This is a genomic window from Catenulispora pinistramenti, from assembly GCF_018274385.1.
Classification (GTDB): domain Bacteria; phylum Actinomycetota; class Actinomycetes; order Streptomycetales; family Catenulisporaceae; genus Catenulispora; species Catenulispora pinistramenti.
In genome coordinates, this window is the sequence record NZ_JAAFYZ010000059.1 from 23,681 (window position 1) to 50,207 (window position 26,527).

General features: G+C 69.2%; 15 protein-coding genes and 2 pseudogenes. 6 read left to right on the forward strand and 11 right to left on the reverse strand.

What is annotated here, in order from left to right; all coding sequences use genetic code 11:
- Positions 1-88: 88 nt before the first annotated feature.
- The 4 genes from KGQ19_RS18880 (at position 89) to KGQ19_RS18895 (ending at position 4,625) form a co-directional block, all read left to right on the forward strand.
- Positions 89-2,353 carry a discoidin domain-containing protein gene (locus tag KGQ19_RS18880; protein WP_212010511.1) on the forward strand — a complete coding sequence of 755 codons (2,265 nt, stop codon included), beginning with the start codon at positions 89-91 and terminating at the stop codon, positions 2,351-2,353.
- A gap of 76 nt (positions 2,354-2,429) precedes the next feature.
- Positions 2,430-3,422 (forward strand): Gfo/Idh/MocA family protein, encoded by a 993-nt coding sequence (locus KGQ19_RS51935; RefSeq protein WP_307856452.1) that lies wholly within the window; start codon positions 2,430-2,432, stop codon positions 3,420-3,422.
- On the forward strand, positions 3,419-4,042 hold the full coding sequence (locus tag KGQ19_RS18890) for a DUF1684 domain-containing protein (RefSeq protein WP_212010512.1): 624 nt from the start codon (positions 3,419-3,421) through the stop codon (positions 4,040-4,042). Before KGQ19_RS51935 ends, KGQ19_RS18890 begins: the two co-directional genes overlap by 4 nt.
- 214 nt (positions 4,043-4,256) lie before the next feature.
- The gene (locus KGQ19_RS18895) at positions 4,257-4,625 is read left to right on the forward strand and encodes a hypothetical protein (RefSeq protein WP_212010513.1); all 369 of its coding nucleotides are present in this window, start codon (positions 4,257-4,259) and stop codon (positions 4,623-4,625) included.
- 87 nt (positions 4,626-4,712) lie between these two features.
- Here KGQ19_RS18895 and KGQ19_RS18900 read toward each other — a convergent pair whose 3' ends face one another.
- The 4 genes from KGQ19_RS18900 to KGQ19_RS18915 all read right to left on the reverse strand — a co-directional run bounded on the left by KGQ19_RS18900 (position 4,713) and on the right by KGQ19_RS18915 (position 15,124).
- Positions 4,713-8,348 carry a TIM-barrel domain-containing protein gene (locus KGQ19_RS18900; protein ID WP_212010514.1) on the reverse strand — a complete coding sequence of 1,212 codons (3,636 nt, stop codon included), beginning with the start codon at positions 8,346-8,348 and terminating at the stop codon, positions 4,713-4,715.
- Positions 8,345-11,581 (reverse strand): ricin-type beta-trefoil lectin domain protein, encoded by a 3,237-nt coding sequence (locus KGQ19_RS18905; RefSeq protein WP_212010515.1) that lies wholly within the window; start codon positions 11,579-11,581, stop codon positions 8,345-8,347. The genes KGQ19_RS18900 and KGQ19_RS18905 overlap by 4 nt, the downstream gene beginning before the upstream one ends.
- Before the next feature lie 207 nt (positions 11,582-11,788).
- Positions 11,789-12,121: a hypothetical protein gene (locus KGQ19_RS18910; RefSeq protein WP_212010516.1), complete on the reverse strand. Its 333-nt coding sequence runs from the start codon at positions 12,119-12,121 to the stop codon at positions 11,789-11,791.
- Positions 12,122-13,855: 1,734 nt separating this feature from the next.
- Positions 13,856-15,124, reverse strand: coding sequence for an ROK family transcriptional regulator (locus KGQ19_RS18915; RefSeq protein WP_212010517.1), 1,269 nt, complete (start codon positions 15,122-15,124; stop codon positions 13,856-13,858).
- Positions 15,125-15,470: 346 nt separating this feature from the next.
- On the opposite strand from KGQ19_RS18915, the gene KGQ19_RS49720 reads away from it, so the two are divergent.
- A complete protein-coding gene (locus KGQ19_RS49720; RefSeq protein WP_307856453.1) occupies positions 15,471-18,932 on the forward strand; it encodes a beta-sandwich domain-containing protein in 3,462 nt (1,153 codons plus the stop codon).
- 10 nt (positions 18,933-18,942) lie between these two features.
- Positions 18,943-20,598, forward strand: a complete 1,656-nt coding sequence (locus KGQ19_RS18925; RefSeq protein ID WP_212010518.1) for a GDSL-type esterase/lipase family protein — start codon at positions 18,943-18,945, stop codon at positions 20,596-20,598.
- On the opposite strand, the gene KGQ19_RS18930 is transcribed toward KGQ19_RS18925, so the two are convergent.
- From KGQ19_RS18930 to KGQ19_RS18955, 7 genes and pseudogenes are all read right to left on the reverse strand, one after another.
- The gene (locus KGQ19_RS18930) at positions 20,585-21,136 is read right to left on the reverse strand and encodes a GNAT family N-acetyltransferase (protein ID WP_212010519.1); all 552 of its coding nucleotides are present in this window, start codon (positions 21,134-21,136) and stop codon (positions 20,585-20,587) included. The two genes, KGQ19_RS18925 and KGQ19_RS18930, sit on opposite strands and share 14 nt — an antisense overlap.
- 181 nt (positions 21,137-21,317) lie before the next feature.
- Positions 21,318-22,691: a glutamate decarboxylase gene (gene gad / locus KGQ19_RS18935; RefSeq protein ID WP_413563194.1), complete on the reverse strand. Its 1,374-nt coding sequence runs from the start codon at positions 22,689-22,691 to the stop codon at positions 21,318-21,320.
- 84 nt (positions 22,692-22,775) lie between these two features.
- On the reverse strand, positions 22,776-24,233 hold the full coding sequence (locus KGQ19_RS18940; RefSeq protein ID WP_212010521.1) for a benzaldehyde dehydrogenase: 1,458 nt from the start codon (positions 24,231-24,233) through the stop codon (positions 22,776-22,778).
- A gap of 102 nt (positions 24,234-24,335) precedes the next feature.
- Positions 24,336-24,515 (reverse strand): annotated as a pseudogene (locus KGQ19_RS18945) (response regulator transcription factor); the annotation flags it as partial.
- Positions 24,473-24,751 (reverse strand): hypothetical protein, encoded by a 279-nt coding sequence (locus KGQ19_RS49725; RefSeq protein WP_230418923.1) that lies wholly within the window; start codon positions 24,749-24,751, stop codon positions 24,473-24,475. The pseudogene KGQ19_RS18945 and the gene KGQ19_RS49725, both read right to left, overlap by 43 nt.
- A gap of 232 nt (positions 24,752-24,983) precedes the next feature.
- The gene (locus KGQ19_RS18950) at positions 24,984-25,571 is read right to left on the reverse strand and encodes an LOG family protein (protein ID WP_212010523.1); all 588 of its coding nucleotides are present in this window, start codon (positions 25,569-25,571) and stop codon (positions 24,984-24,986) included.
- Between the two features lie 117 nt (positions 25,572-25,688).
- A pseudogene (locus KGQ19_RS18955) lies at positions 25,689-26,527 on the reverse strand (hypothetical protein); the annotation flags it as partial.

The following is a 26,527-nucleotide window of genomic DNA, read 5'->3' on the forward strand; positions in this document are numbered from 1 at the left end:
CGTATTGACAGTCCGTAACACGTGCGCCACGTTTAAGGCCCGAGGGCGCTCTCTTCGGTCCGCAATCCCCACACGCCTTGGAGAGCACATGAGTAATGCTTCGGCCCGGCCACGGGCCGCTTTGTTCGTCGTTCTCACACTGATGCTGGCCGTCTTGTCCGTGCCGTCATGGGGAGCGAAGGCCGCGTCCGCGGCCAGCTGCGACACCGGAACGAATCTGGCTTTGAACAAGACGGCCACCGCGTCATCGCTGGAGGGTGCCGGTTATCCGGCGTCCGCGGCGGTGGACGGGAACACCGGGACGCGTTGGTCTTCGCAGTTCTCTGATCCGCAGTGGTTGGAGGTGGATCTGGGTTCCACGCAGAGCATTTGCGAGGTGGTGTTGAACTGGGAGACCGCCTCCGGCAAGGCCTACCAGATCCAGACCTCCACCGACGGCACCACCTGGACCCCCATCTACTCCACGGCCTCAGGGCCCGGCGGCACCGAAACCCTGAACGTCACCGGCAGCGGACGTTACATCCGCATGTACGGCACCGCCCGCAACACCGGCTACGGCTACTCCCTATGGGAATTCAGCGTCTACGGCAGCAACGGCGGTGGAGGCGGCACTCCCCCGCCGCCGACCGGCGGATCGCTCGGCTCGAACGTGGTCGTGTTCAGCCCGTCGATGACACAGTCCTCGATCCAGGCGACCCTGAACTCGATCTCGGACCAGCAGGTGCCCAGCGAGTTCGGCACCGGCCGCTACGAGTTGCTGTTCGAGCCCGGGACGTACGGCTCGGCGGCCACCCCGCTGATCTTCACGGTCGGGTACTACGAGGCCGTCGCCGGACTCGGCCGGAACCCCGGTGACGTCACCATCAACGGCACCGTCGACTCCTATAACCAGTGCTCCGGCGGCACCTGCAACGCGACCACCAACTTCTGGCGCTCGCTGACCAACCTGACGATCAACGTCATGGGGATGTCCGGCTGCCAGAACGGCGACGACTTCTGGGCGGTCTCGCAGGCCGCGCCGATGCGCCGGGTGCACGTCAACGGCAACCTGAGCCTGATGGACTACTGCGTCGGCGGCCCCGGCTACTCCAGCGGCGGCTTCATCGCCGACTCGCAGTTCACCGGCGGCACGGTCACCAACGGCTCGCAGCAGCAGTACATCACCCGGGACTCCGCGCTGGACGGCTGGAGCAACGGGGTGTGGAACCAGGTGTTCTGCGGCGACCCCGGCGCGCCGGCCCAGAGCTTCGCGTCGAACTCCGGCCTGTCCGGCGGTCCGCCCCCGTACACGACGCTGGCGACCTGCCCGGTCACGCGGGAGGCGCCGTATCTGTATCAGGACTCTGGCGGGAACTACAACGTGTTCGTGCCGTCCCTGGCCACCAACTCCAGCGGTCCCACCTGGACCGGCGGCCAGACCCCGGGGACGTCGCTGTCGCTGAACACGTTCTTCGTGGTGCAGCCGTCGGCGACGGTGGACCAGATCAACGCGGCGCTGGCCGCGGGTGACAACCTGCTGTTCGCCCCGGGTGTCTACAACATCCCGTCGACGATCGACGTCACCAGGCCGGACACCCAGATCGTCGGCCTGGGCTTCGCCACCCTGGTCCCGACCGGCGGCAACACCACGCTCAGCGTCGCCGACGTCAGCGGCGTGACCGTCAGCGGCCTGATCTTCGACGCCGGCGCGACCACCTCGCCCTCGCTGCTCCAGGTCGGCACCGCGGGCTCCACCACGAACCACAGCTCCGACCCGGTGTCGCTGGACGACGTGTTCTTCCGCGTCGGCGGCGCGACCGCGGGTTCGGCGACCACGCCGCTGGTCGACGACAGCAACGACTCGCTGCTGGACGACGTGTGGATCTGGCGCGCGGACCACGGCGCGGGTGCCGGGACGTGGAGCGGGGACCAGAGTCCGACCGGGCTGGTGGTGAACGGTGCCCGCGTGACGTCCTACGGGCTGGCGGTCGAGCACTTCCAGCAGAACGAGGTGGACTGGAACGGCCAGAGCGGAACGGTGGTCTTCTTCCAGAACGAGAACCCGTACGAGGTCCCCAACCAGGCCGCGTGGATGGCTTCGGCGTCGCAGAAGGGGTATCCGGCGCTGTTCGTGCCCAATTCGGTCACTTCCTTCCAGGGCTACGGCTTGGGCAGCTACAGCTACTTCGACCAGGGCGCGGACATCCACAACGCGATGGCGTTCCAGGTGCCGCAGACCTCCGGGGTGCAGCTGCACGACCTGCTGACGGTGTTCCTGAACGGCTCGGGCGGGATCGACTCGGTGGTCAACGGGACCGGGAAGGCGGTGAGCTCGGCGTTCGGTGGGCCCTCTGACGTGGTCAGCTATCCCTGAGTAGGACACAGCCGGGCCGGCTTCCGGGATTCGATCTCTCCGGGAGCCGGCCCGGGCCGCCGCGTATCCTGGCGCGGTGACGCACACCAAGATCCGTTGGGGCATCCTCGCGACCGGCTCCATCGCGGCCACCTTCACCAAGGACCTGCTGACGCTCGATGACGCCGAGGTGGTGGCGGTCGGGTCGCGCACGCTGGACTCGGCGAAGGAGTTCGCCGACCGGCACGGGATCCCGCGGGCCTACGGCACGTGGGCTGAGCTGGCCGCCGATCCCGAGGTCGACATCGTCTACGTCGCCACCCCGCATTCGGCCCATCACGAGGCCTCCGCGCTGTGTCTGGACGCGGGCAAGGCGGTGCTGTGTGAGAAGCCGCTCACGTTGGACGCCGCGCAGGCCGAGGACCTGTGCCGGCGCGCGGAGGCCGCGGGCGTCTTCTTCATGGAGGCGATGTGGACCCGCTGCGTGCCGGCCGTGCTGCGGATGGTCGAGATGGTGCGGGCCGGCGCTATCGGCGAGCCGCGGCTGGTCACGGCCGACTTCTCCGTCGTCTTCGAAGGCGGCCCCGAGCACCGGATGCGCGACCCCGCCCTCGGCGGCGGCGCACTGCTGGACCTCGGCGTCTACCCGCTCGCCATCTCGCAGCTGGTCTTCGGCACGCCGAGCGTCGTGCAGGCGGTCGCCACCCTGACCCCGGAGGGCGTCGACGACACGACCGCCGTCACGCTCGTCCACCCCGGCGGCGGCGTCTCGGCCCTGACCTGCTCGCTGTCGGCGGACGGCACCTGGAGCGCGACCGTGGCCGGGACCGAGGGCCGGATCGAGTTCGGTCGCGGGTACACCTCCCCTTCCGGCTTCTCGCTGTTCCGCCAGGGCGAGCTCCTCGAACGGGTCGAGGCGCCGTTCCTGGCCGGGGGCATGGTCCACGAGGCGATCGAGGCGCAGCGGTGCCTACGGGAAGGGCTGCGCGAAAGCCCGCTGGCCCCGTGGTCGGAGACGCTTGCCGTGATGCGGACGATGGACACGGTGCGGGGCCAGGTCGGCGTGGTCTACCCGGAAGGCCGGGGATGAGCGTCGCGGAGCTGGAACTGGCTGACTGGCGCCGGCAGGTCAGCGAGCTGTACGCGGCCATCCGCAACGCCGAGACCCCCGAGGCGGGCCATGCGACGTGGCGCGCCGGCCGCGACACGTTGTTCCGCACGCACCCGCAAAGCCCGCTGCCGCCAGGCGATCCGCTCCGGGCCACCGGCCTGCCGTACTGGCCCTACGACCCGAGCCTGCGGTTCGCACTGCCGCTGCTTCCGGCCGCCGACCGCGAACTGATGGCCGTGCCCACCGGCGGCGACGAGGTCACGGACCTGGTCCGGATCGGGCGTGTGGAGTTGCCCGAGCCGTTCGGGGGCGGGCTCGATGTGTGGTGGCTGGCGCAGTACGGCGGCGGGCTGTTCGTGCCGCTGCGCGACGGCACCGCGGGCGTAAGCGGCATGGACGGCGGCAGCTACGGCGGCGGGCGCTATCTGCTGGACACGGCCAAGGGCGCCGACCTCGGCGGCTCGGACACGACGCTGACCATCGATCTCAACTTCCTGTATCACCCCTCCTGCCGCTACAGCCCCGAGTGGGTCTGCCCGCTCGCGCCGCGGGGGAACACGATCGCGGCGGCGGTTCGCGCTGGTGAGCGGATGCCGTGAGGTTCGCGGCCCGCGGGGCGTGATCTCGTATTTGTTGCCCGCGACGGCGATACGGCGGGCCGAATCCGCACAGGTCAGGGGCCTGAGGCGGGTTGGCCGCGCGGCGCGCCAGCCCGCGCTACGCCACTCTGGATGATCTTGCGTGTCGCTCCCGGTTCCGGGCTCGGCCGTCCGAAAGACTATGCGCAAGATCAATTCGCAGAAGGGCAGTTCGATGAGACTCCGCAGTGCACTCGCCGTCGCCGCGGCCGCCGGCCTGGGCATCCTGGCCGGCGCGCCCTCGGCCATGGCCGACAGCCACCGGCACCACACCCAGGGCACGTTCAGCTACGTGTGGACCGACCGCCACGGGGAGCGGCACGGCGCCGAGCTGGTGGACCCCCAGGCTCGGGACTGCATCGACCTTCCGCAGGTCACCGGGGACAACGTGTGGCGGCAGCCTGCTGACTCGCCGAGGAATCGGACCGACTCGACCGCTGTCGTCTTCAGTGATGAGGGCTGCGACGGTGCTCACTTCGCCATGCGGCCGCTGACCGGCTACGGCAGCGAGCGGCTGAAGGTGCGCTCAGTGCTCTTCTCCTGACTGGCCTCGCCCTGAAGTCGCGCGGCCCCGCAGAAGTCCTGCGGAGCCGCGCGATTCACCACATCAAGGTCAAGGTCAGGGTCAGGGTCAGGGCAACACCCACTCCTGATTCGCCCCGGCGTTGCAGTCGTAGATGACCAGCTGCGTACCGGAGCCGCCGGAGGCGTTGTCGTCCAGGCACTTGCCGGACTGCGGATTGACCAGTTCGCCGTTCGGCTGCGGTGACCAGTTCTGCGCCCCGGAGTTGTTGCACGTGTACAGCTGAACCGGAGTCGAGTTCCCCGTGTTGCCGCCCTGCACGTCCAGGCACTTGCCCAGCGTCTGGAGCGTGCCGTTGCTCTCGACCGTCCACTGCTGGGCGTTCGTCTGGTCGCACGTGTAGACCTGCACCGGGTTGGCATCCGTGGTGACGGCGTTCCGGTCGTCCAAGCACAAGCCCTGATACCCGGTCACCTGTCCTGTCGGCGGGCTCCCGGAAGCGATCGCGACTGTATTCGTGCTCGAAGTCCCGGCACCGGTCGTCACCGAGATCGTGGCGGTGGTTCCGGGCGTGACGGCCCACTCGTTGTTCGAGCCGGACGGCTGCGGGACCGTGAACGTGATGGCGCTGTCGCTCCAGCTGTTCACGGTGAAGCCGGCCAGGTCGCCCGGGGCACCCCAGTTGGTGCCGTTGTCGCTGAACGTCAGGTAGCCGCTGCCCTGCGAAGCGCCGAAGCCGCTGCCGGTGACCGTGACCTGCTGCCCGGCCGCGGCGGTGGCCGGGGAGCTGGAGGTGATGGTCGGGGTGCTCGGCTCCGAGCGCTGCACGGGAGTGCCGCCGGTCTGGGTGACCGTGAGGCTGGACGAGGTCGCCACCGCGCCGAGCGGCACCTGCAAGGTGTTGGTGGCGCTGTCGTAGCTCCACTGCGACGACGACAGCGTCTGCCCGTTGATCTGCACCGAGCCCGGCTGCGACTCGTCGACCAGGGCGAGCGTGTAGTTCCGGCTGCTCGGCGCCCCTGAGTAGGAGCCGGTGGCCGGCGAGATCGTCAGCGTGGAGCTCGCGCCGGAGGCGTTCTCGGTGTAGGCGATGGGGGTCTGCGTCGACTGCCCCGACTGGTAGCCGAGGCCGGTCCCGGCGTCGTCGTACAGCGAGGAGGAGCCGTTCGCCCCGGCGTGCACCTGCAAGGTGATCGGTGCGGAGCCGGCGCTGGTCGCCTGTCCGTTCGAGGGCTGCAACGCGATGATGCCGCCCTCCTTGACGAACACCGGCATCCGGCTGGTCGGCGTGTCAATGCTCTGTGTCCCCGGCCCGGTGAACGTGGCGCCGGTGAAGTAGTCCTGCCAGGTGCCCGGCGGGAACCAGACCTGCGCCGCGACGTCGGCGCCGGGCTGGGTGACCGGTGCGACGAGCACGTTGGTTCCGAGCGTGTACTCGGTCGGGTTGGTGTAGGCGGCGGACTGGCCGGGATAGTTCAGATACAGCGCCTGCGTCATCGGGATGCCGGTGCTGCTCGACTGCGCGGCCAGCGTGTACAGGTACGGCACCAGTTCCTCGCGCAGTTGCATGAAGTTGTCGCCGACCGCCTGCGTCGCGGCGTCGTACTCCCACGGGAGCCGTGCGTTCTGGCCCCGGTCCACGCCGTTCGAGTGCTCCCGCATGATCGGCTGGAACGTGCCCAGTTGCAGCCATCGCAGATACAGATCGTCCGGAACGTTGGCGCTGCCGGTGTTGTCCCCCAGGAAGCTCCCGATGTCGTCGCTGACGTAGGGCTCGCCGATGCTCCCCTCGTCCTGCGACAGCTGCGCCTCGCTGGCCAGCTCGTTCCACGTGCCCTGGGTGTCGCCGGTGAAGGCGATCGCCGAGCGGTGGTCGGCCCAGGGGCCGGCGGCGTAGGCGCCGGCCTGCGAGTTCTGGTTCGAGGCTCCGACCCGTGCCAGGTCGAAGCCGCGGTCGCCGTTGTTCACCATCTGCCGCGCGGTCAGGTAGTTGATCCAGGCGTCGGGGGTGACGCCGGGCTGGGAGAACACGCCGCTGTTGTCGCAGCACCAGTCGAGCCAGGTCATCCCGACAGCGTTCTGAGTCGGGTCGGCGGTGGCGAAGTACGACTCGGCCTGGGCCACGTTGCCCCAGTCCCAGATCGCGCAGGGCCCGCCGTTGGAACAGCTGGACTGGACCGAGAGCGTGTTGCCGGCGATGTCCTGGGCCTGGGAGTAGAGCGGGTCGTTCGTCGCGATCGCGGAGTGCACGTTGAGCGCGACGTCGATGCCCTGCGCCTTGGCCCAGTCGGTGAAGGCGGTCGGGTCGGGGAACAGCGAGGAGTTCCACTCCCAGCCGTTCCAGGTGTTCGGGCTCTTCCAGTCGGTGTCGACCGACAGGTCGTCCAGCGAGACGCCGTTGGCCTGGAACTGCGGCAAGATCGTGCTCTGATAATCAGAGGTCGAATAACCGTAGTAGCGGGAGAACCAGTTCCCGAACACCGACTCGTCGGGCAGCGTCGAAGGCCCGGTCAGCTTGGCCAGGTCACCCAGCGCGCCGGTGAAGTTCTGCCCGTAGCCGAACAGGTAGCCGTCCTGGACGTCTCCGGTCGGGCGGTTCGCCACCCAGCCGTCCGAGGTCCAGACCGAGGTCTGGGAGTCGTCCAGCAGGTACCAGCCGGACTGGTCGAGCAGGCCGGAGGCCTCCTTCGGGATGTTCGCGGTGCAGGCGTCGCCGCTCTGTCCGCTGGCGCAGGTCGGGCCGCCGGAGTAGGAGCCGTTGGCCGAGTCGTAGGAGCGGATGTAGCCGCCGAGCGGGTTGGCCGGGGCGAACGGGGCCGCGGTCGCGCCGGGTGCGGTCACCGAGATGTCGTCGACGTTCACGTTGCAGCTGTCGCCGCTGTCGCAGTTCATCGCGACGGTGTCGGTGCCGCCGGCCGGCGTCACCGGGACCGTGACCGTCGACCAGTCGTCCCAGCTCGCCGTGGCCGGGAAGCTGACCTGGGTGGTGACGCCGTTGACGACCAGGTCCTCGGTCCGGGTCTCGGTGTTGCCGTCACCGCCCTTGTTGTTGGCGTACCGGATGGTGACGTTCGCCGCGCCGGCCGTGGTGCCCAGTACCCGCCACGACGCGTTCGCCCCAGTGGCGGTCAGGCCCGCGACGAACCCCGGCGGGCTCTGATAGCCGTTGTGGTTGTTGGCGATCGACGCGCCGCCGCTCAGCGCGGCGGCGCCGGCCTGGCAGGACTGGCCGAACGTGCACTCCCCGCCCCACGTCGGCGTGACGTTCGCGGACGCCCCCGGAGGCAGCGCACCGAGCAACCGCATCTTCGTGTTGACCGCCGAGAAGGGGCCGGAGCCGACCTGGTACGTCAGCGTCATCGCGCTGGTGGTGATGGTCAGCTGGCCGTTGGCCACGTTGCTGGTGAAGGACGGGACCGTGAAGTCGCGATCCATGATGTCGAACGTCGGATCGTCCAGGAAGCTGCCGGTCGGCGAGTATTCCATCCGGACCACGCCGGGCGTCAGTACTTCGAAGCGCGCGTCGCCCTCGACCACAGTGGCCTGCGACGCGGCCTTGCCGTTCGCCATGTTGATCGGGTTGGACAGGTTGACCGGGGACGAATCCGAGGTCGCCGTCTGCGCGGCGGCCGGGATGACCGCGGCGATCAAAGCCGCGGAGATCAGTCCGCTGATAAGCGGCAGGCGGCGCTTCACGGCGCGCTTCGCGACGTGCTTCGTGACGTGCTTCGTGATCCGCTTCATGACAGCGTCCACTTCTGGTTCGCGGCGTCGGTGCAGCTATAGATCTGCAACTGCGTACCCGATCCGCCGGAGCCGGTGTCGTCGAGGCACTTGCCGGAGTTGGGGTTGAGCAGTTCGCCGTTGCTCTGCGGCTGCCAGACCTGCGCGACGGTGTTGTTGCAGGTGTAGAGCTGGACGAGGGTGCCGTTCGCGGTACCGGCGGCGTTCACGTCCAGGCACTTGCCCAGAGCCTGCAAGGTGCCATTCGATGCGACGGTCCACTGCTGGGCGTTGGTGCCGTTGCAGGTGTAGACCTGCACCGGAGTGCCGTCGGCACTGCTGGCGCTACGGACGTCGACACACAGACCCTGGTAGCCGGTGATCGGACCGGTTCCGGTACCCGTCGAGGAGCCCGCCGGGGAGATCCACTCCTGATTCGGCGCGCCGGAGCAGTCCCAGATCTGGACCTTCGTACCGGACAGACCGGAGCCGGTGTCGTCCAGGCAGCGACCGGACTGCGGGTTACGCAGCGTGCCGTTGGACTGCGGCTGCCACTGCTGCGCACCGGTGTTGTTGCAGGTGTACAGATCGACCGCGGTCCCGTTCGCGGTGCCACCGGCAGCGACGTCCAGGCACTTGCCCAGCGAACGGACCGTCCCGTCGGATTCCTCAGTCCACTGCTGGGAGTTGGTGCCGTTGCAGGTGTAGACCTCGACCGCCGTGCCGTCGGCGTTGTTGGCCGCGGTCACGTCCAAACAAAGGCCCTGATAGCCGACCAGCGGCGTCGTCGGGACCCCGGCCGTCGAGGGTGCGACGGTCCACAGGAACGTGGTGGTCGCCTGCGCGCCGTCGGCGTCCTTGGCGGTCACGCTAACGGTGCTCGTGCCGGCGGTCGTCGGCGTGCCGGTGATCTGGCCGGCGGCGGAGATCGACAGGCCGGCGGGCAGGCCGGTCGCGGTGAACACAGGGGTCTGACCCGCGGTCGAGTCGCCGGCGGTCACCTGCACCGAGGTCGCGGCACCGGCCAGGCCTTCCTGCGGGCCCGGGCTGGTGACGCTGACCGGCTGGCCGAGCTGGTTCGCGGCCACGGAGAGCGTGCCGGACAACCCGAGCGCCGAGGCGGAGTCGGCGTCGCCGACCGCGATGCCGTAACTGCCGGTGCTCGTGGCCCAGTTGTTTGTATTGGTGCTCCAGTAGCGCAGGTTCTGCTCGGCGACCGGGAAGGACACCGTCTGGCTCTGGCCGGGCTGAAGGTCGACCCGCGCGAAGCCCTCAAGCTGGCGCGGCGGCTGGCCCGAGGCGGCCGGGTCGGTGACGTACAACTGCGCGACATCGGCGCCTTCGCGGCTGCCGGTGTTGGTCACGGTGGCGGTGACCGTCGCCGCGCCGCCCTGCGGCAGGGAACTGATGTGCAGGTTCGAGTAGGAGAAGCTGGTGTAGGACAGGCCGTAGCCGAACGGGAACAACGGTGTCAGGCCCTTGCTGTCATACCAGCGATAGCCGACGTCCACCCCCTCGGAGTACTGCACCTGCCCGTTGACGCCGGGCCACTGCGCACTGGTGCTCGCCGGGACCTGGGACAGCGAGGTCGGGAACGTCACCGGCAGGTGGCCGGAGGGGTTGGTGGTGCCGAACAGGACGTTCGCGATCGCCGTGCCGTCACTCTGCCCCGGGTACCAGGCTTCGAGCACACCCTTGACCGAGGACAGCCACGGCATCGTGACCGCCGAGCCGGTGTTCAGGACCACGATGGTGTTCGGGTTCGCGGCGGCCACCGCGGAGATCAGCGCGTTGTCCGAGGAGGACAGATCGATGCCGGACAGGTCGCTGCCCTCGGACTCGGCGTTGCTGACGAAGACCACTGCGACGCTGGAGTTTGCGGCCAGCGAGGCGGCCGAGCCGCTGTTGGTGCCGTCGTCGTAGGCCACGGTCGTACCGGCGGGCGCCGCACTGGTGATGCCCTGCAACGGGGTCACCGTGCCGCTGGAGTTGACGCTCGCGCTACCGCCGCCGGCGCTCTGCACGCTGGTCGAGGCGTCGGCGCCGATGACGGCGATCGAGCTGTTGCCCGAGCCGAGCGGCAGGACGTTACCGGAATTCTTCAGCAACACAGTGCCCTGCTCCGCCAGGTGCTCCCCGGTCGCCTGGTCGGCGGCGTTGGTCGCGGTAGCGGCCGGTGAGCCCACGGGCGGCCTGTCGAACAGCCCGAAGGCGAACTCCTGGGTGAGGATCCGGGAGACCGAGGTGTCGATCGCCGCCTGCGACACCTGGCCGGCGTTGACGGCCGATATCAGGGAGCTGCCGAAGTTGGTGTTGTCACCCGGCATGTCCTGGTCCAGGCCGGCGTTCACGGCCGGTGCGCCGGAGTGCGTGGCGCCCCAGTCGGAGGTGACGAAGCCGGAGAAGCCGAACTGCTGGCGTAGCGCGGCGTTCAGGATATCAGGATCCTGACAGGCATAGGTGCCGTTGATGGTGCTGTAGGAGCACATCACCGACGACGCGGCGCCCTGCTGCACCGAAGCCTGGAAGGCGGGCAGGTAGATCTCCTGCAACGTCTGGTCCGAGGCGATCACGTTGTCCGACGGGGTGTTGCGGTTCGTCTCCTGGTTGTACGCGGCCAGGTGCTTCACCTGCGCCATCGTCCCGGTGGACTGCACGCCCCGGATGTCGGCCGCGCCCATCTGACCATTGAGGTAGGGGTCTTCGCCGACCGACTCGAAGGCCCGGCCCCAACGCGGGTCGCGGACGATGTTGATGGTCGGACCCAGATCGACGGTCGTGCCCTTGGCCGCCTGTTCGGCACCGATCACCTGGCCGAAGCTCTGCTCGGCGGAGGTGTCGAAGGTCGCTGCGACATCGACCGGCGCGGGCAGCTGCGTGACGTTGTTCATGCCGTCACCGGGACCGGCCGGGCCGTCCTCCAGGTTCATCGCCGGGATGCACAGCGAGCCGATGGCCGGGGTGAACCCGACGTAGCTGGAGCCGCCGATCCCGGTCATCAGCTGGACCTTCTGGGCCAGCGTCATATGCGAGAGCACCTGGCTCACCCGTTGCGGGACCGGTGCGCTGGAACCCACCCAGGGACAGGCGGTGGACGCGGCCGGGGCGGCCTGCGCGGCCTGGGCACCCGGCGTGGCGGCGTACGTCGCGATCACCGACGCGGACAGCGCGGCGAGCGCCACGCCCACTCGGGCCCGGGCCAGCCGGGATCTCGGCGTGGGGCTGAGCCTGGCGGCGGATCTGGTGCCTCGCATGGTGCCTCCGGGGGCATACGGAAACGGTGGCCGGTGCGGGAGGTGACGCCGCGCGGGGTCGAGCCGCGGCCGGGGACGGCGGGAGGGGCCACCGTCGGCAGGGGTTTGTTGTAGCCACCAACAACCGGTGCGTAACGCGGATGAAACACCTGCGGCGTGCGACTGTCAATACCTCACGAAACCTGCGGACCAGCCCAATTGCGGCCCTCACCAGCGCTTATGTGGAGAAGGCCCCTGAGATTGAAACGGTCCTATTTGAGACCGGCGATGAAGGATTTCCTCGACGGTCTCCTCCACGCTCAGCTCCGAAGTGTCCAGCCACAGCCCGATCCGGGGCGTCCGCTCGCGCAGGTGGGCGTCAAGCTCCGACACCCCTTCATCGCCCGGCTTATAGGCGACCTTCCCTCGCGCCGCCCGCCGCGCCTCATCGCGCTCCCGCACCACATCAGCGCGCGGCACGAGAACGACCACGTGGCACGGCCGGGTACGAATCGCCGCGACCATCTCCGCCAAGTAGGGGCCGAGGATCACGTCCTGCAAGACAACGGTAAAGCCCGGGTAGTTTCGCGACGTGCCGGTCGCCGAATGGGATCGGTTCCCGGCTGGTGCTGCGGGATTCTGGAACTGGAACTGGAACTGGAACTGGAAGTGGAAGTGGAAGTGGAAGTGGAAGTGGGCGGGGGTGGAGTTTGCAGGGGGGTGAAGTTTGCGGGCCGGGTTGCGGTTGAGGTGTGGGTTTCAAAGCTTTTTACGGCCTTCGGTAATAGTTGTGCCGGTTCGGGGTTCGGGTCGGCGGGTGTGTTTGTCGGCTGCCGGTTTACGCGTTCACAACCCCGCCCCACCTCAGGCCTCTTCAACTCCAGCAAGTCAGAACAAGGACACAGGCCAGATCAACAGCACAGGCAAGATCAAGAGCCACAAGCAAGGTCAAGGTCAAGGGCTGTGATGAAGGGCCGGGCCTCCGGCGGGCCTCGGCAACCTCAGGGAAACTAGCGCGGTTCCCTAGGGTGGCCGGGTCAGTCTCAGCGGCTGCGGCCTGTGAGGTGGTGCGGTCCGTTCCCCACGGTCGCGTCGTCAGCCCGGGGGGTACAGCACCGGTGTCCGGGGGTAAAGTCCGCGCGCGGCGGTCGAGCATTTGACCTGCGGTTTCGTTCAGCGCGAACTTGACCCCCGGCCACCGGCACTGTAGGCGAAGCCCTGCCGACGCGACCGAGGGGAACGAACCGAAAACCAGCCAGAGAAGTGCAAAACGGGGGGTGCGGGTACCGGCAACTCGGCGAGCTCGGCCGCCGGTGAGGGTGCTGGCAACGCGGCAGTCCCGAGGTGCGCATTCTGGGCTGGCCGGTGCGGGCGCAGGTGTGGGCGCGGGCTCGCCTAGCCGCCAAGATCGCTGCCGCCGGATGACAGACAGACCTGACCACCAAGATGGCTGCCGCCGGATGACAGATCGGTCTGGGCGCCAAGACATGCCGCGCCTACCGCACCGGGCATGTTCTCGACCAACTGACCACCGGCCCGCCGCCACACCCTCACCGGCAGCCGCATCACCGACCCGCGTTGTCGTTCCCTGCGATTGCTATTCTTCCGGCTGGTTTTCGGTTCGTTCCCCTCGGTCGCGTCGGCAGGGCTTCGCCTACAGTGCCGGTGGCCGGGGGTCAAGTTCGCGCCATACGAAACCGCCGCCCACCTGCAGGTCCGCAGCGCGCGGACTTTACCCCCGGACACCGGTGCTGTACCCCCCGGGCTGACGACGCGACCGAGGGGAACGAACCGCACCACCCCACAAACCGCAGCCGCTGAGACTGACTCGGCCACCCTAGGGAACCGCGCTAGTTTCCCTGAGGTTGCCGAGGCCCGCCGGAGGCCCGGCCCTTCACCATCGCCTTTGACTTTGATCTTGCTCTGGCCCTTTGCCCTTGCTCTGACTTGCTGGAGTTGAAGAGGCCTGAGGTGGGGCGGGGTCGTGAACGCGAAAACCGGCAGCCGACAAACACACCCACCGACCCGAACCCCGAACCGGCACAACTATGACCGAAGGCCGTAAAAATAGCCTTTCAACCCACAACCCAACCGCAACCCGGCCCTCTACCGCATCCAGCCAGCAATCTGGCGAAACCGCCACGCCGACGACCTCCGCCTAAGCCAAATCATCACCAGGGCAAACGTTGACTGATGCGGCACTGACTCCGGGCCGCGCTCCGGCTTGAGACCATGCTCAGCCTCGCCGCCCGCTCCAGCCCGCGCTCCGCCTCATGCCCCCGGCTCAGTTTCCCCTCAAGCCGACAGCTCCCCCGACTCCCCACCGCTCATCATCGCCAGCGTCTGCGGCGCGCGCGCCAGCACCCGTGCCGCGGCGCCGCGTACCTCGGCGCTGGAGCCGAGGCGGCCGGGGACCACTGTGACCTGGCGTGCGGCCGAGGGCAGGGCGTAGCGGGCGATGCCGTGGCGGATCGGGGTGAACAGGGCTTCGCCGAGGGCTGCCAGGTCGCCGCCGACCACAATCAGGCGGGGGTTCATCAGGGTGATGACTGAGGCCAGGGCGCGGCCCACCGCCTCGCCGGTGTCCTCGATGACGCGGGCGGTGCCCGGGGTGCCCGCGGCCAGGAGGTCGGGGAGGTCGGCCGGGGTTACCGGCTCGCCCCAGCTTTCCTGGAGCAGTCGGGCCACGGCGACGGGGCTGGCGATGGTTTCCAGGCAGCCGCGGTTGCCGCAGCGGCAGACCAGGCCGTCGGGGGTGGCCGGGAGGTGGCCGATCTCGCCGGCCAGGCCGCCGGCGCCGAGTTGGAGGCGGCCGGCGGCGATGACGCCGGCGCCGATGCCGGCGGACAGGCGGATGTAGACCATGTCCTGGCTGTCGCGGCCGGCGCCGTACATGTGCTCGGCCAGGGCGCCGGCGTTGGCGTCGTTGGTGAGCTCGATGGTCAGGCCGGTGCGGCGCTCCAGTTCCGGGCCGGGGCGGATGCCGGTCCAGCCGGGCATGATGCCCTCGGCGGACAGCGCGCCGTCGGCGTCGACCGGGGCCGCGATGCCGACGCCCAGGCCCAGGACGCGTTCGCGCGCGACGCCGTTCTCGGCGATGGCGCGCGCGACCAGGTCCGCGGCGAGGTCCAGGGTCTCGTGCGGCGCGCGGTCGACCTCCTTGGCCTCGACGGTCTCCCACAACGGCGTGCCGTGCACGTCGCACAAGGCGACCCGGACGTGTGCGTGCCCGATGTCCACGCCGATCGCGTAGACGACCGACCGGTTCAGCGCCAACGGCAGCGCGGGCCGGCCCATCGAGCGGTTCTCCGCCTCGGCCGAACCGTTCTCCTCCAGCACCAGCCCGGCCGCGATCAGGTCCGCGACCAGAACGGACACCGTCGCCCGGGACAGCCCGGTGAGCCGGACCAGCTCCGGCCGGCTGGTCGTGCTGCTGGCGAGCAGGACCTGCAGGACGCGTAAGCGGCCCTCTTCTCGCAGATTAGGCGGCGCGGCGACGATGCCCTCCTCAAATCGATCCGGATGGCACTCATGGTACGACCGCGCCGGTGGCAGCGAATACATCCGATGACTGAGCAAGGCGCCTGCCGGAAGCCGATCGGCGGCGGGGCATCCGGGTGCGACGGGTGACTTTTGCGTAACACTAAAACAACATCAGGGTACTCATGGCAAAGTTCTCAAGAGTAAAGACTGACTATAGATCTACGGCGGCGGTTCGCGGCCATCAGCCCTCTGCCAAGCCGCTCACCTTCGGAAATACTTGGATCAGCCCCCGAAATTTCCAGCATCATGATCTGTAAGAAGTTGCGCAACTCCCCCGATCCCTGGACGCAGCTCTCAGGTTGCGCTACAACACCTCCGATGTCTTCGACGTGACGGCGTCTTCACGCGCCGCATCCAGGGAGCGCTTGTGTCCAGTCGAAATCTCCGTCCCCGCTTGTCAGCGGCCGCGGCCGCCGTGTTGATCGCCACCCCGCTCGGCATCGCCGGCGGCCTGGCCCCACCCGCGTCCGCGGCCAGCGCCACCACCGCGTGGCAGAACGGCGCGTTCCAGCTCGACACCGGCGGGGTCGTCTCCCGCTCCGACGTCGTGCTCGGCCAGCCCAACACCGCCACCACGCAGTCCCTGCCGCTGGGCAACGGATCGCTCGGGGTCGCCGAATGGGCGGCCAACGGGTTCACCGCGCAGCTCAACCGCAGCGACACGATGCCGGACCGGTTGTCGCCGGGCCAGGTGAACATCCCCGGGCTCACCGCGATGACCTCCGCGTCGAACTTCACCGGTTCGCTCGACCTCTACAACGGAGTGCTCGACGAGTCCGGCGGCGGGATGACGCTGAAAGCATGGGTGCCGGCCGGAAAGGATGAGCTGGTCGTCGACGTCACCGGTGCCAACCCCGGCACCCGGCAGACCGCGATGCTGAGCCTGTGGAGCGGCCGGACGCCGTCCACCGCGGCCTCCGGCGCGGTCGGCAGCCTGGCGCAGACGTGGGTCGACAACTCGCAGACCGGCAACTCCGGACAGACCTTCGGGGCGATGGCCGCGGTCACCGCCGGCGGGCAGGACGTCTCCGCCTCGGTGGTGGACTCCACGCAGGTCCAGGTGGGCTTCAACCCCAACGCCGACGGGTCGTTCCGGGTCATCGTCGCCTCGCCGCAATGGACCGGCGGCGATCCGACCTCGACCGCGAACAGCGTCATCGGCGGCGACGCCACGGCCGGCACGTCCTCGCTGCTCGGCACGCAGTCGGCGTGGTGGAACAACTTCTGGGCGAACAGCGGCCTGATCGAGATGACCTCGGCCGACGGAACCGCGCAGTACATGGAGAATCTGCGCACCCTCTACCTCTACTTCGAAGCGGCGACCATGCACGCCGGCACCTATCCCGGCAGCCAGGCCGGCGTCGCGGACCTGTTCAACTTCTCGCAGGACAAACAGGACTGGTACCCGGCCGGGTACTGGCTGTGGAACCTGCGCGGGCAGATCGCCGCGAACATCTCCTCCGGCGACTTCGCGCTGAACACGCCGATTTTCGACATGTATCTCAATGATCTGCCGAACATCGAGTCCTGGACCAGCGCGCAGATGGGCGGCAAGCCCGGCGCGTGCGTGCCGGAGACCATGCGGTTCAACGGCAACGGCTTCTACAACGGCGGCAACAACACGCAGAATGCCTCCTGCGCGCAGGCTTCCAGCCCCAGCTACAACGCGCTCACGCTGACCAGCGGCGCGGAGATCGCGCTGTGGGTCTGGCAGCAGTACCAGGCCACCGGGGACGTCGGCTTCCTCCAGAAGTACTACCCGATCCTGCAGCAGACCTCGACCTTCCTTCTGAACTACCAGAGCGTGGGCTCGGACAACTTCCTGCACGCCACCGCGAACGCGCACGAGACCCAGTGGGCGGTCACAGATCCGACCACTGACATAGCCGCCAGCCAAGCGCTGTTCACCGCGACCATGAACGCCGCGACCAAGCTCAACACCGACTCCGGACTCGCCTCGCAGCTGCGCACGGCGCTCGGCCAGATCGAGCCCTACGCCCGCACCGACGCCGGCAAGACCCAGCTGCTGAACCCGCAGCCGACCTCGGCGTCCGCCGCCGCATCCGTCGATGCGCAGGGCACTGACATCATCGCCGACTCCTACCAGCCCTCGGCCAAACCGCAGAACGGCGAGAACATCGGCCTGGAGCCGGTCTGGCCCTACGGTCTGATCGGTGACGACACCGTCGTCAACGGCGACGATCTGACCGCGCTGGCCAAGCGCACCTACACCGACCGGGTCAACAAGACCAACCCGGACTGGAACTTCGACGCGGTCCAGGCCGCGCGGCTGGGCCTGGGCAGCGAGGTCGCGGCCGACCTGAACAGCGTCACCCAGGGCTACCAGGCCTATATCAGCGGCCTGGCGAACCTGTTCAACGGCAACACCGGCGACGAGCCCTACATCGAGCAGTCCTCGACGGTGGCCACCGCGGTCGACGAGGCGCTGGTCCAGGACTACGACGGCACCCTGCGCCTCGCCCCGGCCTGGCCGTCCGGCTGGGACGCCTCCGGCACGGTGTCCGTGCGGGGCAACACGAAGGTCGACGTCCAGGTCGAGGGCGGCACCCTGGCCACGGCCGCGATCCAGGCCGGCAGCACGCAGACCATGACCGTCCGCAACCCGTGGCCCGGCAAGCAGGCCGAAGTGGTGAACGGTTCGACCGGGGCGGTCGTGGTGGCCGCCACCACGAACGGGACGCTGAGCGTGCCGGTGACCGCCGGTTCGACCTACCTGGTCGAGCAGCCCTCCGCGCCGACCACCTCGCTGCCCTTCGCTCAGGTCACCGGCACGAAGGCGACCGCGGCGAAGCACCTCGGCAAGGTTCAGATCGGCCTGGACCCGGCGGTCTCGTTCCCGAACCTGGCCGCGTCGTTCAACAACGTCGGCATCACCGCGGACACCAACACCGCGCCGGGCAACTTCGACGGCAACGGCGCCAGCCTCTCCGAGACCGCGCTGACCAACGCCGGCGCCGGTCCCGGAGCGTCGGTCACGTCCTCCGGGGTCACCTTCACCTTCCCCAACGCGGCTGCCGGCAGCAATGACAACACCGTCGCCGAGGGTCAGACCATTGACACCTCCGGCTCCGGCACCCTCGGGTTCCTGGTCTCCGCCGACTACGGCCCGGCCACCGGATCCGGCGTCATCACCTACACCGATGGCAGTACCCAGAGTTACAGCCTCACCGTCCCCGACTGGTTCTCCACGACGCCACCGGCCGGCGGCGCGCTGGCGATCAGTTCGGCGTACCAGAACCGACAGGGCAACACCACCTACAGCGGATCCGGGAACATCTTCTCGGTGCCGGTGACGCTGACCGCGGGCAAGTCGGTCGCGTCGGTGACGCTGCCCGGCGGTGGCGGGCTGGCCGTCGGCACCCCGTCGATCCACGTCTTCGCGCTGGCCGCCTCCGGCTCGGGCACCACGTCCGGCTCGCTGATCAGCCTTCGGGCGCATGCCAACGGCGACATCGTCACCGCCGACAACGCCGGAGCCGATCCGCTGATCGCCAACCGGACCTCCGTCGGCACCTGGGAACAGTTCGACCTCATCGACAACCCCGACGGGAGTGTCAGCCTTCGAGCTCACGCCAACGGGGACATCGTCACCGCGGACAACGCCGGAGCCGATCCGCTGATCGCCAACCGGACGGCGATCGGGCCCTGGGAATCCTTCGACCTGATCACCAACTCCGACGGCAGCGTCAGCTTCCGGGCCCATGCCAACGGCGACATCGTCACCGCCGACAACGCCGGCGCCGCACCGCTGATCGCGAACCGCACCGCGATCGGGCCGTGGGAATCGTTCGATCTCATCCACGACTGAGGACGCCTTCATGAGAACCCGTATCGGCTGGGCCGTCGCCGCCTTCCTGACCGCGCTGGCGACGGCCGTGGCGCCGGCGGCGTCCGGCTCCGCGGCCGCGCACGCCCAGCTCACCCATCCGACCACCGCGACCGCGGCGACCGCAGCGGCGGCGGCCGCCACCGGGCCGTGGACCGGCACGTGGGCGGTGTCCCCACAGAGCGGCGGCGCCGCCTTCAACCAGCAGACGCTGCGCCAGATCGTGCACACCAGCATCGGCGGGACCTCGGCCCGGGTGCAGATCTCCAACGCCTTCGGCTCGCAGCCGCTGGCGATCGCCGACGTCCACATCGCGCAGCGGTCCTCCGGCGCGGGCATTGTCGCCGGGACCGACCAGATCGTCACGTTCGGCGGCCAGAGCTCGACGACCATCGCGGCCGGCGCGCTGGCCGTCAGCGACCCGATCGCGTTCGCGGTGCCGGCCCTGTCCGATGTCGCGGTCAGCATCTATCTGCCGCAGGGCACCGGCGCCTCGACCTACCACCAGCAGGGTTCTGCGACCAACTACATCGCGTCCGGCGATGTGAGCGGCAGCCAGACTCTGACGAATCCGCAGACCACCGGCAGCTACTTCTTCCTGACCAACCTCGACGTGCAGAACGCGGCGTCTCAGGGTGCTGTGGTCACCCTCGGCGCCTCGATCACCGACGGCTACGCGTCCTCGTTCGACGCCGACCGGCGCTGGCCGAACGATCTGGCCGTGCGGCTGGCGCAGACCGGCCACGTGGTCGGCGTGCTGAATCAGGGGATCAGCGGCAACCGGCTGCTGGTCGACGGGGCCGGGCCCAGCGCGTTGCACCGCTTCGCGCAGGACGTGCTGGCCCAGCCCGGCGTCCGGTGGGTGATCTTCGCCGTCGACCCGATCAACGACCTGGGCTCGACCAGCCCGCCGCCCAGTTCCGATGAGCTCATCGCGGGCTTGCAGCAGCTGATCGCGGCGGCGCACCAGAACGGCGTGCGGTTCCTGTGCTCGACGTTGACCCCGTATCAGGGTGCCGGCTACTGGACCCAGCAGGGCGAGACGGCGCGCGAGGCCTTCAACGCCTACGTGCGCAGCGCGGGCAACGGCTGCGACGCCGTGGTCGACCAGGACGCCGCGACCCATGACCCGGCCAACCCGACGATGTACCTGCCGGCCTACGACAGTGGCGACCACCTGCACCCGAACGACGCCGGGCTGCGGGCGATCGCGAACGCGGTGAACCTGGCGCTGTTCGGCGCCCCGGCCTCGACGCCGGTCGTGAGCCTGCGGGCGCACGCCAACGGCGACATCGTGACCGCCGACAACGCCGGAGCCGCACCGCTCATCGCCAACCGCACGGCGATCGGACCGTGGGAGACGTTCGATCTGCTCAGCAACGCCGACGGCAGCGTGAGCCTGCGGGCGCACGCGAACGGCGACATCGTCAGCGCGGACAACGCGGGGTCCTCGCCGCTGATCGCGAACCGGACGGCGATCGGGCCGTGGGAATCGTTCGACCTGCTGAACAACGCGGATGGGAGTGTCAGCTTTCGAGCTCACGCCAACGGGAACATCGTGACCGCCGACAACGCCGGATCGTCACCGCTGATCGCCGACCGGACGGCGATCGGCGGCTGGGAGTCCTTCGACCTCATCCCGGACTGACAGTACCCTGACGGCCCTGACGACCCCGGCGTTCGATGGCCCGCTCGAAGAAGATCCAGTACTGCTGGAGATGCGGAGGGATCTCGCTGCCCGGGTAAGGGCTCCGCTCCGCGAAGCCGCGCGAGCGGTACAGCCGCTGGGCGTCCGCCATGAACCGGGCCGTGTCGAGCCGGACGGCGGACGCCCCCAGGCCCTCGGCCTCGGCGAGCAGGCGGTCGAGCAGCCGCGAGCCGACCCGCAGGCCGCGGCTCTCGGGCACCACGTACATCCGCTTCACCTCGACCACGCCGGGCTCGGTCATCCGCAGGCCCGCCACCCCGACCAGCCCGCCGTCCGGATCCTGCGCCACGAACAGGGCTTTGGACGGATCGCTGTACTCGCTCAGCGAGTCCCGCACCCCGGAGACGTCGGTCGGCGAGTCCTGGATGCCGAACGTCTCGTGGAGCTCGCGCAACGCGGTGGTCAGGTAGTCCACCAGGAGCTTGGCGATCTCGTCGGCCTCGGTGGCGAGATCGGCGCGGCGGATGAGGATGGACATGGTTGACAGGTACCTCCGGCGAAGCGAACGCCCCCGAGACGGATACACCTCGGGGGCGTTCACACTATGTCAGTCGCGAACCGCCAGTCCTGAACCGCCAGTCCTGAACCGCCAGTCACGAACCGCCAGTCCTGAACCGCCAGTCGTGAGCGGCCAGTCGTGAACCGCCAGTCGTGAGCGGTCAGTTGTGGGCGAACCCGGACTCGGCGTCGTGCGCCGGCGGCGTGGTGTTCAGCCGGTGGACCGCCTTGCCGAGCGCCAGCAGCAGCGCCTCGCCCAGGTCCTGGCTGAAGCCCTCGCGGATGACGATGCGCAGCACCGCGAGGTCCTCGGCGTTCGGCGGCATCGTGTAGGCCGGCACCTGCCAGCCGTCGCGGCGCAGCTCGTCGGAGACGTGGAACACCGTGAACTTGTCGGTTTCCTTGAGCTTGAACGACACCACCGGGATGTCGGTGCCGTCGCTGATCACCTCGAAGGCGTCGATCTTCCCGATGCCGCTGGAGATGAACAGCGCGGTGTCCCGCAACCCCTCCATGACCTTGGTGTAGCCCTCGCGGCCCAGGCGCACGAAGTTGTAGTACTGGCCCACGATCTGGTTGCCGGGGCGGGAGAAGTTCAGGGTGAAGGTCGGCATGTCACCGCCGAGGTAGTTGACGTGGAAGATCAGTTCCTCGGGCAGGTCGTCGGCGGAGCGCCAGACCACGAAGCCGATGCCGGGGTAGGTCAGGCCGTACTTGTGGCCGGAGACGTTGATCGACTTCACCTGCGGCAGCCGGAAGTCCCACTCCAGATCGGGCTGCAGGAAGGGGGCGACGAAACCGCCGGAGGCGGCGTCCACGTGGATCGCGATGTCCGTGCCGTGCTCGGTGTTGTAGGCCACGACCAGGTCGTGGATCTCCTTGACCGGCTCGAACTCGCCGGTGTGGGTGGTGCCCATGATCGGGACCACGCCGATCGTGTTCTCGTCGACATAGGTCATGGTCTCGGCGGCGTCGACCGTGAACCGGTCGCGGGCCACCGGCACGTAGCGCGGCTCGACGTCCCAGTACCGGCAGAACTTCTCCCACACCACCTGGACGTTGGAGCCCATCACCAGGTTCGGGCGGTCGGTGGTCTGCCCGGCGGCCTCCCGGCGCTGGCGCCACTTCCACTTCATGGCCAGGCCGCCGAGCATCACCGCCTCGGAGGAGCCGATCGTGGACACGCCGATCGCGTCGCCGGAGGAGGGGGCGTGGAAGAGGTTCGCGACGATGTTGACGCAGCGGCGCTCGATCTCCGCGGTCTGCGGGTACTCGTCCTTGTCGATCATGTTCTTGTCGAACGTCTCGGCCATGAGCTTCTCGGCCTCGGGGTCCATCCACGTCGTCACGAAGGTGGCCATGTTCAGCCGCGAACTGCCGTCCAGCAACAGCTCGTCGTGGATCATGCGGTAGACGGCCTGGGGCGCCGTCTCCCCGTCGGGCATCCGGTTCTTCGGAACGTTCGTGCACCCCAGGCGCTTGGTGTAGGCCGGATCTATCGTCGCGTCGCTGTCGTCGTGACGGTGTACCACGATCACTCCCTCGTGTCGGCTGGTTGACGTCAGAGGCGCAGTATGCCACCTGCGCATAAACGGTCCACGACGGCCGTTGCGGTTCCGTCAGAACGGATATTCGACCTGGGTCCCGCGCGCCGTGATCCACCGCGTCTCGGTGAACGCCTCGATATTCGCGACGCCGCCGAAACGCGCGCCGGTTCCGGAGGCCCCGACCCCGCCGAATGGCGCCACCGCTTCGTCGTTGACGGTCTGGTCGTTGACGTGTACCAGGCCGGTGGGGATGCGCTCGGCCAGTTCCAGGCCGCGCATGACGTCGGCGGTGAGGATGCCGACGGCCAGGCCGTAGGGGCTCGCCGTGGCCAGCGCCACCGCTTCTTCGAGGTCGTCGAAGGCCCGGACCGGGGCGACCGGGCCGAACACCTCCTCGGTGTAGGCCGGGGTGGTGTCGGTGATATCCCCCAATACGGTCGGGCGGTAGAAGAGGCTTTCGTACGTGCCACCGGCCGCCAGCCGGGCGCCGCCGTCCATGCTCGCCCGCACCAGAGCGTGGATCTTGTCCCGCTGCCCGGCGTCGATGATCGGGCCGAGCGCCACTTCTTCCTTCGCCGGATCGCCGACCGGCAGGTTGTTCGCTTTGTCCGCAAGGCGCGCTATGTACTCATCGGCGATGGAGCGGTGGACCAGATGACGTCCGGTGGTCATGCAGATCTGGCCTTGGTGGAAGAACGAGCCCCACGCCGCGGTGGAGACCGCGCGGTCCAGGTCCGTGTCGGGCAGCACGATGAGCGCGGAGTTGCCGCCCAGCTCCAGATGCGCACGCTTGAGGTGTTCGGCTGCCGCGGCACCGACTTTGCGTCCGGCCGCGGTGGAACCGGTGAAGGAGATCACGCGCACGTGGGGATCCGTGACCAGCGCGGCCCCGGTGTCGGCGCCGCCGGGCACCAGGCTGAGGACACCCTCGGGCAGCCCGGCCTCCTCGAAGACCCGCTGAACGACCACGCCACCGCACACCGCGGTGCGCACATCGGGCTTGAGGACGACGGCGTTGCCGAGCGCGAGCGCCGGCGCCACCGAGCGGATGGCCAGGATCAGCGGCACGTTGAAGGGCACGATGACACCCACCACGCCGGCCGGCACCCGCCGCGCCATGCTCAGGCGCGGCTCGGCGGACGGCAGCACTTCGCCGAGCGGACGGGAGGCGAGCGCCGCGGCCTCGTAGCACTCCTGCGCCGCGGTGCCGGTCTCGAAGGCGGCCTTGCCGGGGATGCTTCCGGCCTCGCGGATCAGCCAGCCGTGGATCTCCTCGGCGTGCCGCGTGAACAGGTCTCCGGCGCGGCGCAGCACGGCGGCGCGCTCGGTGTAGGGGGTACGGGCCCAGGCGGCCTGGGCGCGGGCGGCGCCTTCGGCGGCCGCGGTGACGTCGTCAGCGGTGGCGAGGCCGATCCGCTCCAGTTCGGCGCCGGTGGCGGGTTCGACCACCGGGGTGGTGCCGCCGGACATCGTGGTCCAGCCGCCGATGAACGCCTTGCCGGACCAGATGGCGGGGTCGAGAAGGGACATGGGCACGCTCCTGTGGGTCGCCGGGTTGGAGGGTTGTCGGTTGGAGGGTTGTCGGTTGGAGGGTTGTCGGTTGGAGGATCGCCGGGTTGGAGGGTCACTGGGTCATTCGGACGGAGGCCGGTTGGCCGGGACGATCAGGCCGCACTCGTAGGCGTAGATGACCGCCTGGACCCGGTCGCGCAGGCCGAGTTTCAGCAGCAGATGCCCCACGTGGGTCTTCACCGTGGCTTCGGAGACGGTCAGCACGGCGGCGATGTCCGCGTTGGACAGACCGCGGCCGATGCCAGGTGTCGGATCAGCGCGACCTGGATCGTCGGCCCGGCCGGATGGGCGTAGTCGAGCGGGACGGTGAGGTTCGCACATTGATATCCGGGTGCGTAGTCGCACTGCTGCCAGGCCAGTGGCGGCGGTGTGCCCGCGGCCGTGGCCGCTTTCGCGACGGTCGCCGCGGGCAGGGCTGCCGAGGCCGCGATGGCTCCGGCGAACACGATCCTGGCAAGACGGCGGCTGTTGGGCATCGGTGACTCCCTGACGTCGGGGAACAGCTCTGATCGGCCGCCTCAAGCCAAGGCGCGGCAGGCCGGAACCCCATCGCCGCGCCGACTGATCTGTTCGCTCCACCCCGCGCAGGAGCCACGCCCGAATCTCCGCCGCCGCTCCTGGTCCTCAGGGAGGAGACAGCTCAGTCGGTGAGCCAGCTGAGTCGGTGTGGCAACTCAGTCGGTGACCCAGCTCAGTCGATGCGGCAGCTCAGTCGGTGGCCTCCGTCGGATTCTCCCGCCAGGCGTAGTCCGGCGGCTGATACCCGGCGAAGCGATCGAGCAGCGTCTCAAGGTCCTTCTCGATCAGCAGCATGTCCCGATGCGGCTGGTGCAAGAACCCCTCCCGCGTCATATGGTCCAGAAAACCGACCAGCGGCGTGAAGTACTCTGCGACGTTCAGCAGCCCGACCGGCTTGGCGTGCAGCCCGAGCTGACCCCAGGTCCAGATCTCGAACAGCTCCTCCAACGTCCCGGAGCCGCCGGGCAGCGCGATGAACGCATCGGCCCGCTCAGCCATCATCGCCTTGCGCTCGTGCAGGTCCTCGGCCACGTGCAGCTCGCTCAGCCCCGGATGCGCGACGTCCCAATCCACCAGCGCACGCGGGATGACCCCCACGACCTGTCCCCCGGCCGCCAACGCACCGTCGGCGAGGCTCCCCATCGTCCCGACCCGCGCCCCGCCGTAGACCACGGTGATGCCGCGCCGGGCCAGGACCGTACCGACCTGCCTGGCCTGGTCGAGATACTGCTCGCCGCGTCCGTGCGATGAGCCGGAGAAAACGCAGATGCGCTGCACCAAATCCTCCCGATGTAGGTCGGCTGCTCTTGCCACCTCGTCATCGTCTCAGGAGGAACCGATCTCGAACGCTGGGCCCGGGGCCGGGGCCGTCGCCGGCCGCGTCGCCGGCCGACCTCAGCCGGTCAGTGTCGCGACCGCCGCCATCCACTGGTGATCGCAGGACCCCGATGCCTGGACGCTGCCCGATCCCACGCTCTCGTAGGCAGTCGCCAGCTGGTCCGCCGGTGCCACGACCAGCGTGGGCAGCGCGGTGAATCCCGAACCCCAAGTCGCGTTCTCGCCGCCCTGCACCCCCGCGACCCCGAAGACGATCCCGGCGCCGGAGGCAGAACCCGAGGCGAAGGGCCCAGAGGCCGCAGTCGCCGAGGAATGCCCGCCGATGCCGGTCACGCCCGAGAAGTCGTCGACCGCGACGTGATGCTCCGACGTGGCCGGGAACGTGAGCGTCACCGAGCCGCCGCCACCGAGTGCCCTGGCCCCGACCGCAGCGAGAATCAGGGTCCGATCACCGGCCCCGTCACTCTGGTCCGCGACCACCGAGTAGCTGTTGCCCGCGCTGTCGGAGGCACCCACGCCCCCCGAGTGCGTGTTGGTGAGCATGACCGACACCACCAACGTGTCGCCGCCGGCCGAGGAGCCCGACGTCTGCAAAGTCACCGACGTCGAAGACGACGTCTTCGCCGCATTCGACGCCAGCCGCCCGACATAAGCCGGAGCTTTCGCAGCCTGCTGCGACGGCGGAGCACTGGGGCCGCCGGTCCCGACGGCACTGGGACCGCCGGCACTGGAAGGTGCCGAACCCGACGGCCGACCCGCCTTGCTCGCACTGGAGGAGCCGCCCGGCTGGCCCGCCGCGCTGCTCTGACCACCGGCCGAGCCGACCGAACCGAGCAGGCCCGGAGCCGTCGCGCTCCCGCCCGCCGCGCCCCCGCCGCCCTGCTCCGAGTAAGCCG

Bases quoted from the DNA above. Each gene is read 5' to 3' on its own strand.
- KGQ19_RS18880 (WP_212010511.1), top strand. From the start codon at position 89: ATGAGTAATGCTTCGGCCCGGCCACGGGCCGCTTTGTTCGTCGTTCTC.
- KGQ19_RS18890 (WP_212010512.1), top strand. From the start codon at position 3,419: ATGAGCGTCGCGGAGCTGGAACTGGCTGACTGGCGCCGGCAGGTCAGC.
- KGQ19_RS18895 (WP_212010513.1), top strand. From the start codon at position 4,257: ATGAGACTCCGCAGTGCACTCGCCGTCGCCGCGGCCGCCGGCCTGGGC.
- KGQ19_RS18900 (WP_212010514.1), bottom strand. From the start codon at position 8,348: ATGAAGCGGATCACGAAGCACGTCACGAAGCACGTCGCGAAGCGCGCC.
- KGQ19_RS18905 (WP_212010515.1), bottom strand. From the start codon at position 11,581: ATGCGAGGCACCAGATCCGCCGCCAGGCTCAGCCCCACGCCGAGATCC.
- KGQ19_RS18915 (WP_212010517.1), bottom strand. From the start codon at position 15,124: ATGTATTCGCTGCCACCGGCGCGGTCGTACCATGAGTGCCATCCGGAT.
- KGQ19_RS18925 (WP_212010518.1), top strand. From the start codon at position 18,943: ATGAGAACCCGTATCGGCTGGGCCGTCGCCGCCTTCCTGACCGCGCTG.
- KGQ19_RS18930 (WP_212010519.1), bottom strand. From the start codon at position 21,136: ATGTCCATCCTCATCCGCCGCGCCGATCTCGCCACCGAGGCCGACGAG.
- KGQ19_RS18940 (WP_212010521.1), bottom strand. From the start codon at position 24,233: ATGTCCCTTCTCGACCCCGCCATCTGGTCCGGCAAGGCGTTCATCGGC.
- KGQ19_RS49725 (WP_230418923.1), bottom strand. From the start codon at position 24,751: ATGCCCAACAGCCGCCGTCTTGCCAGGATCGTGTTCGCCGGAGCCATC.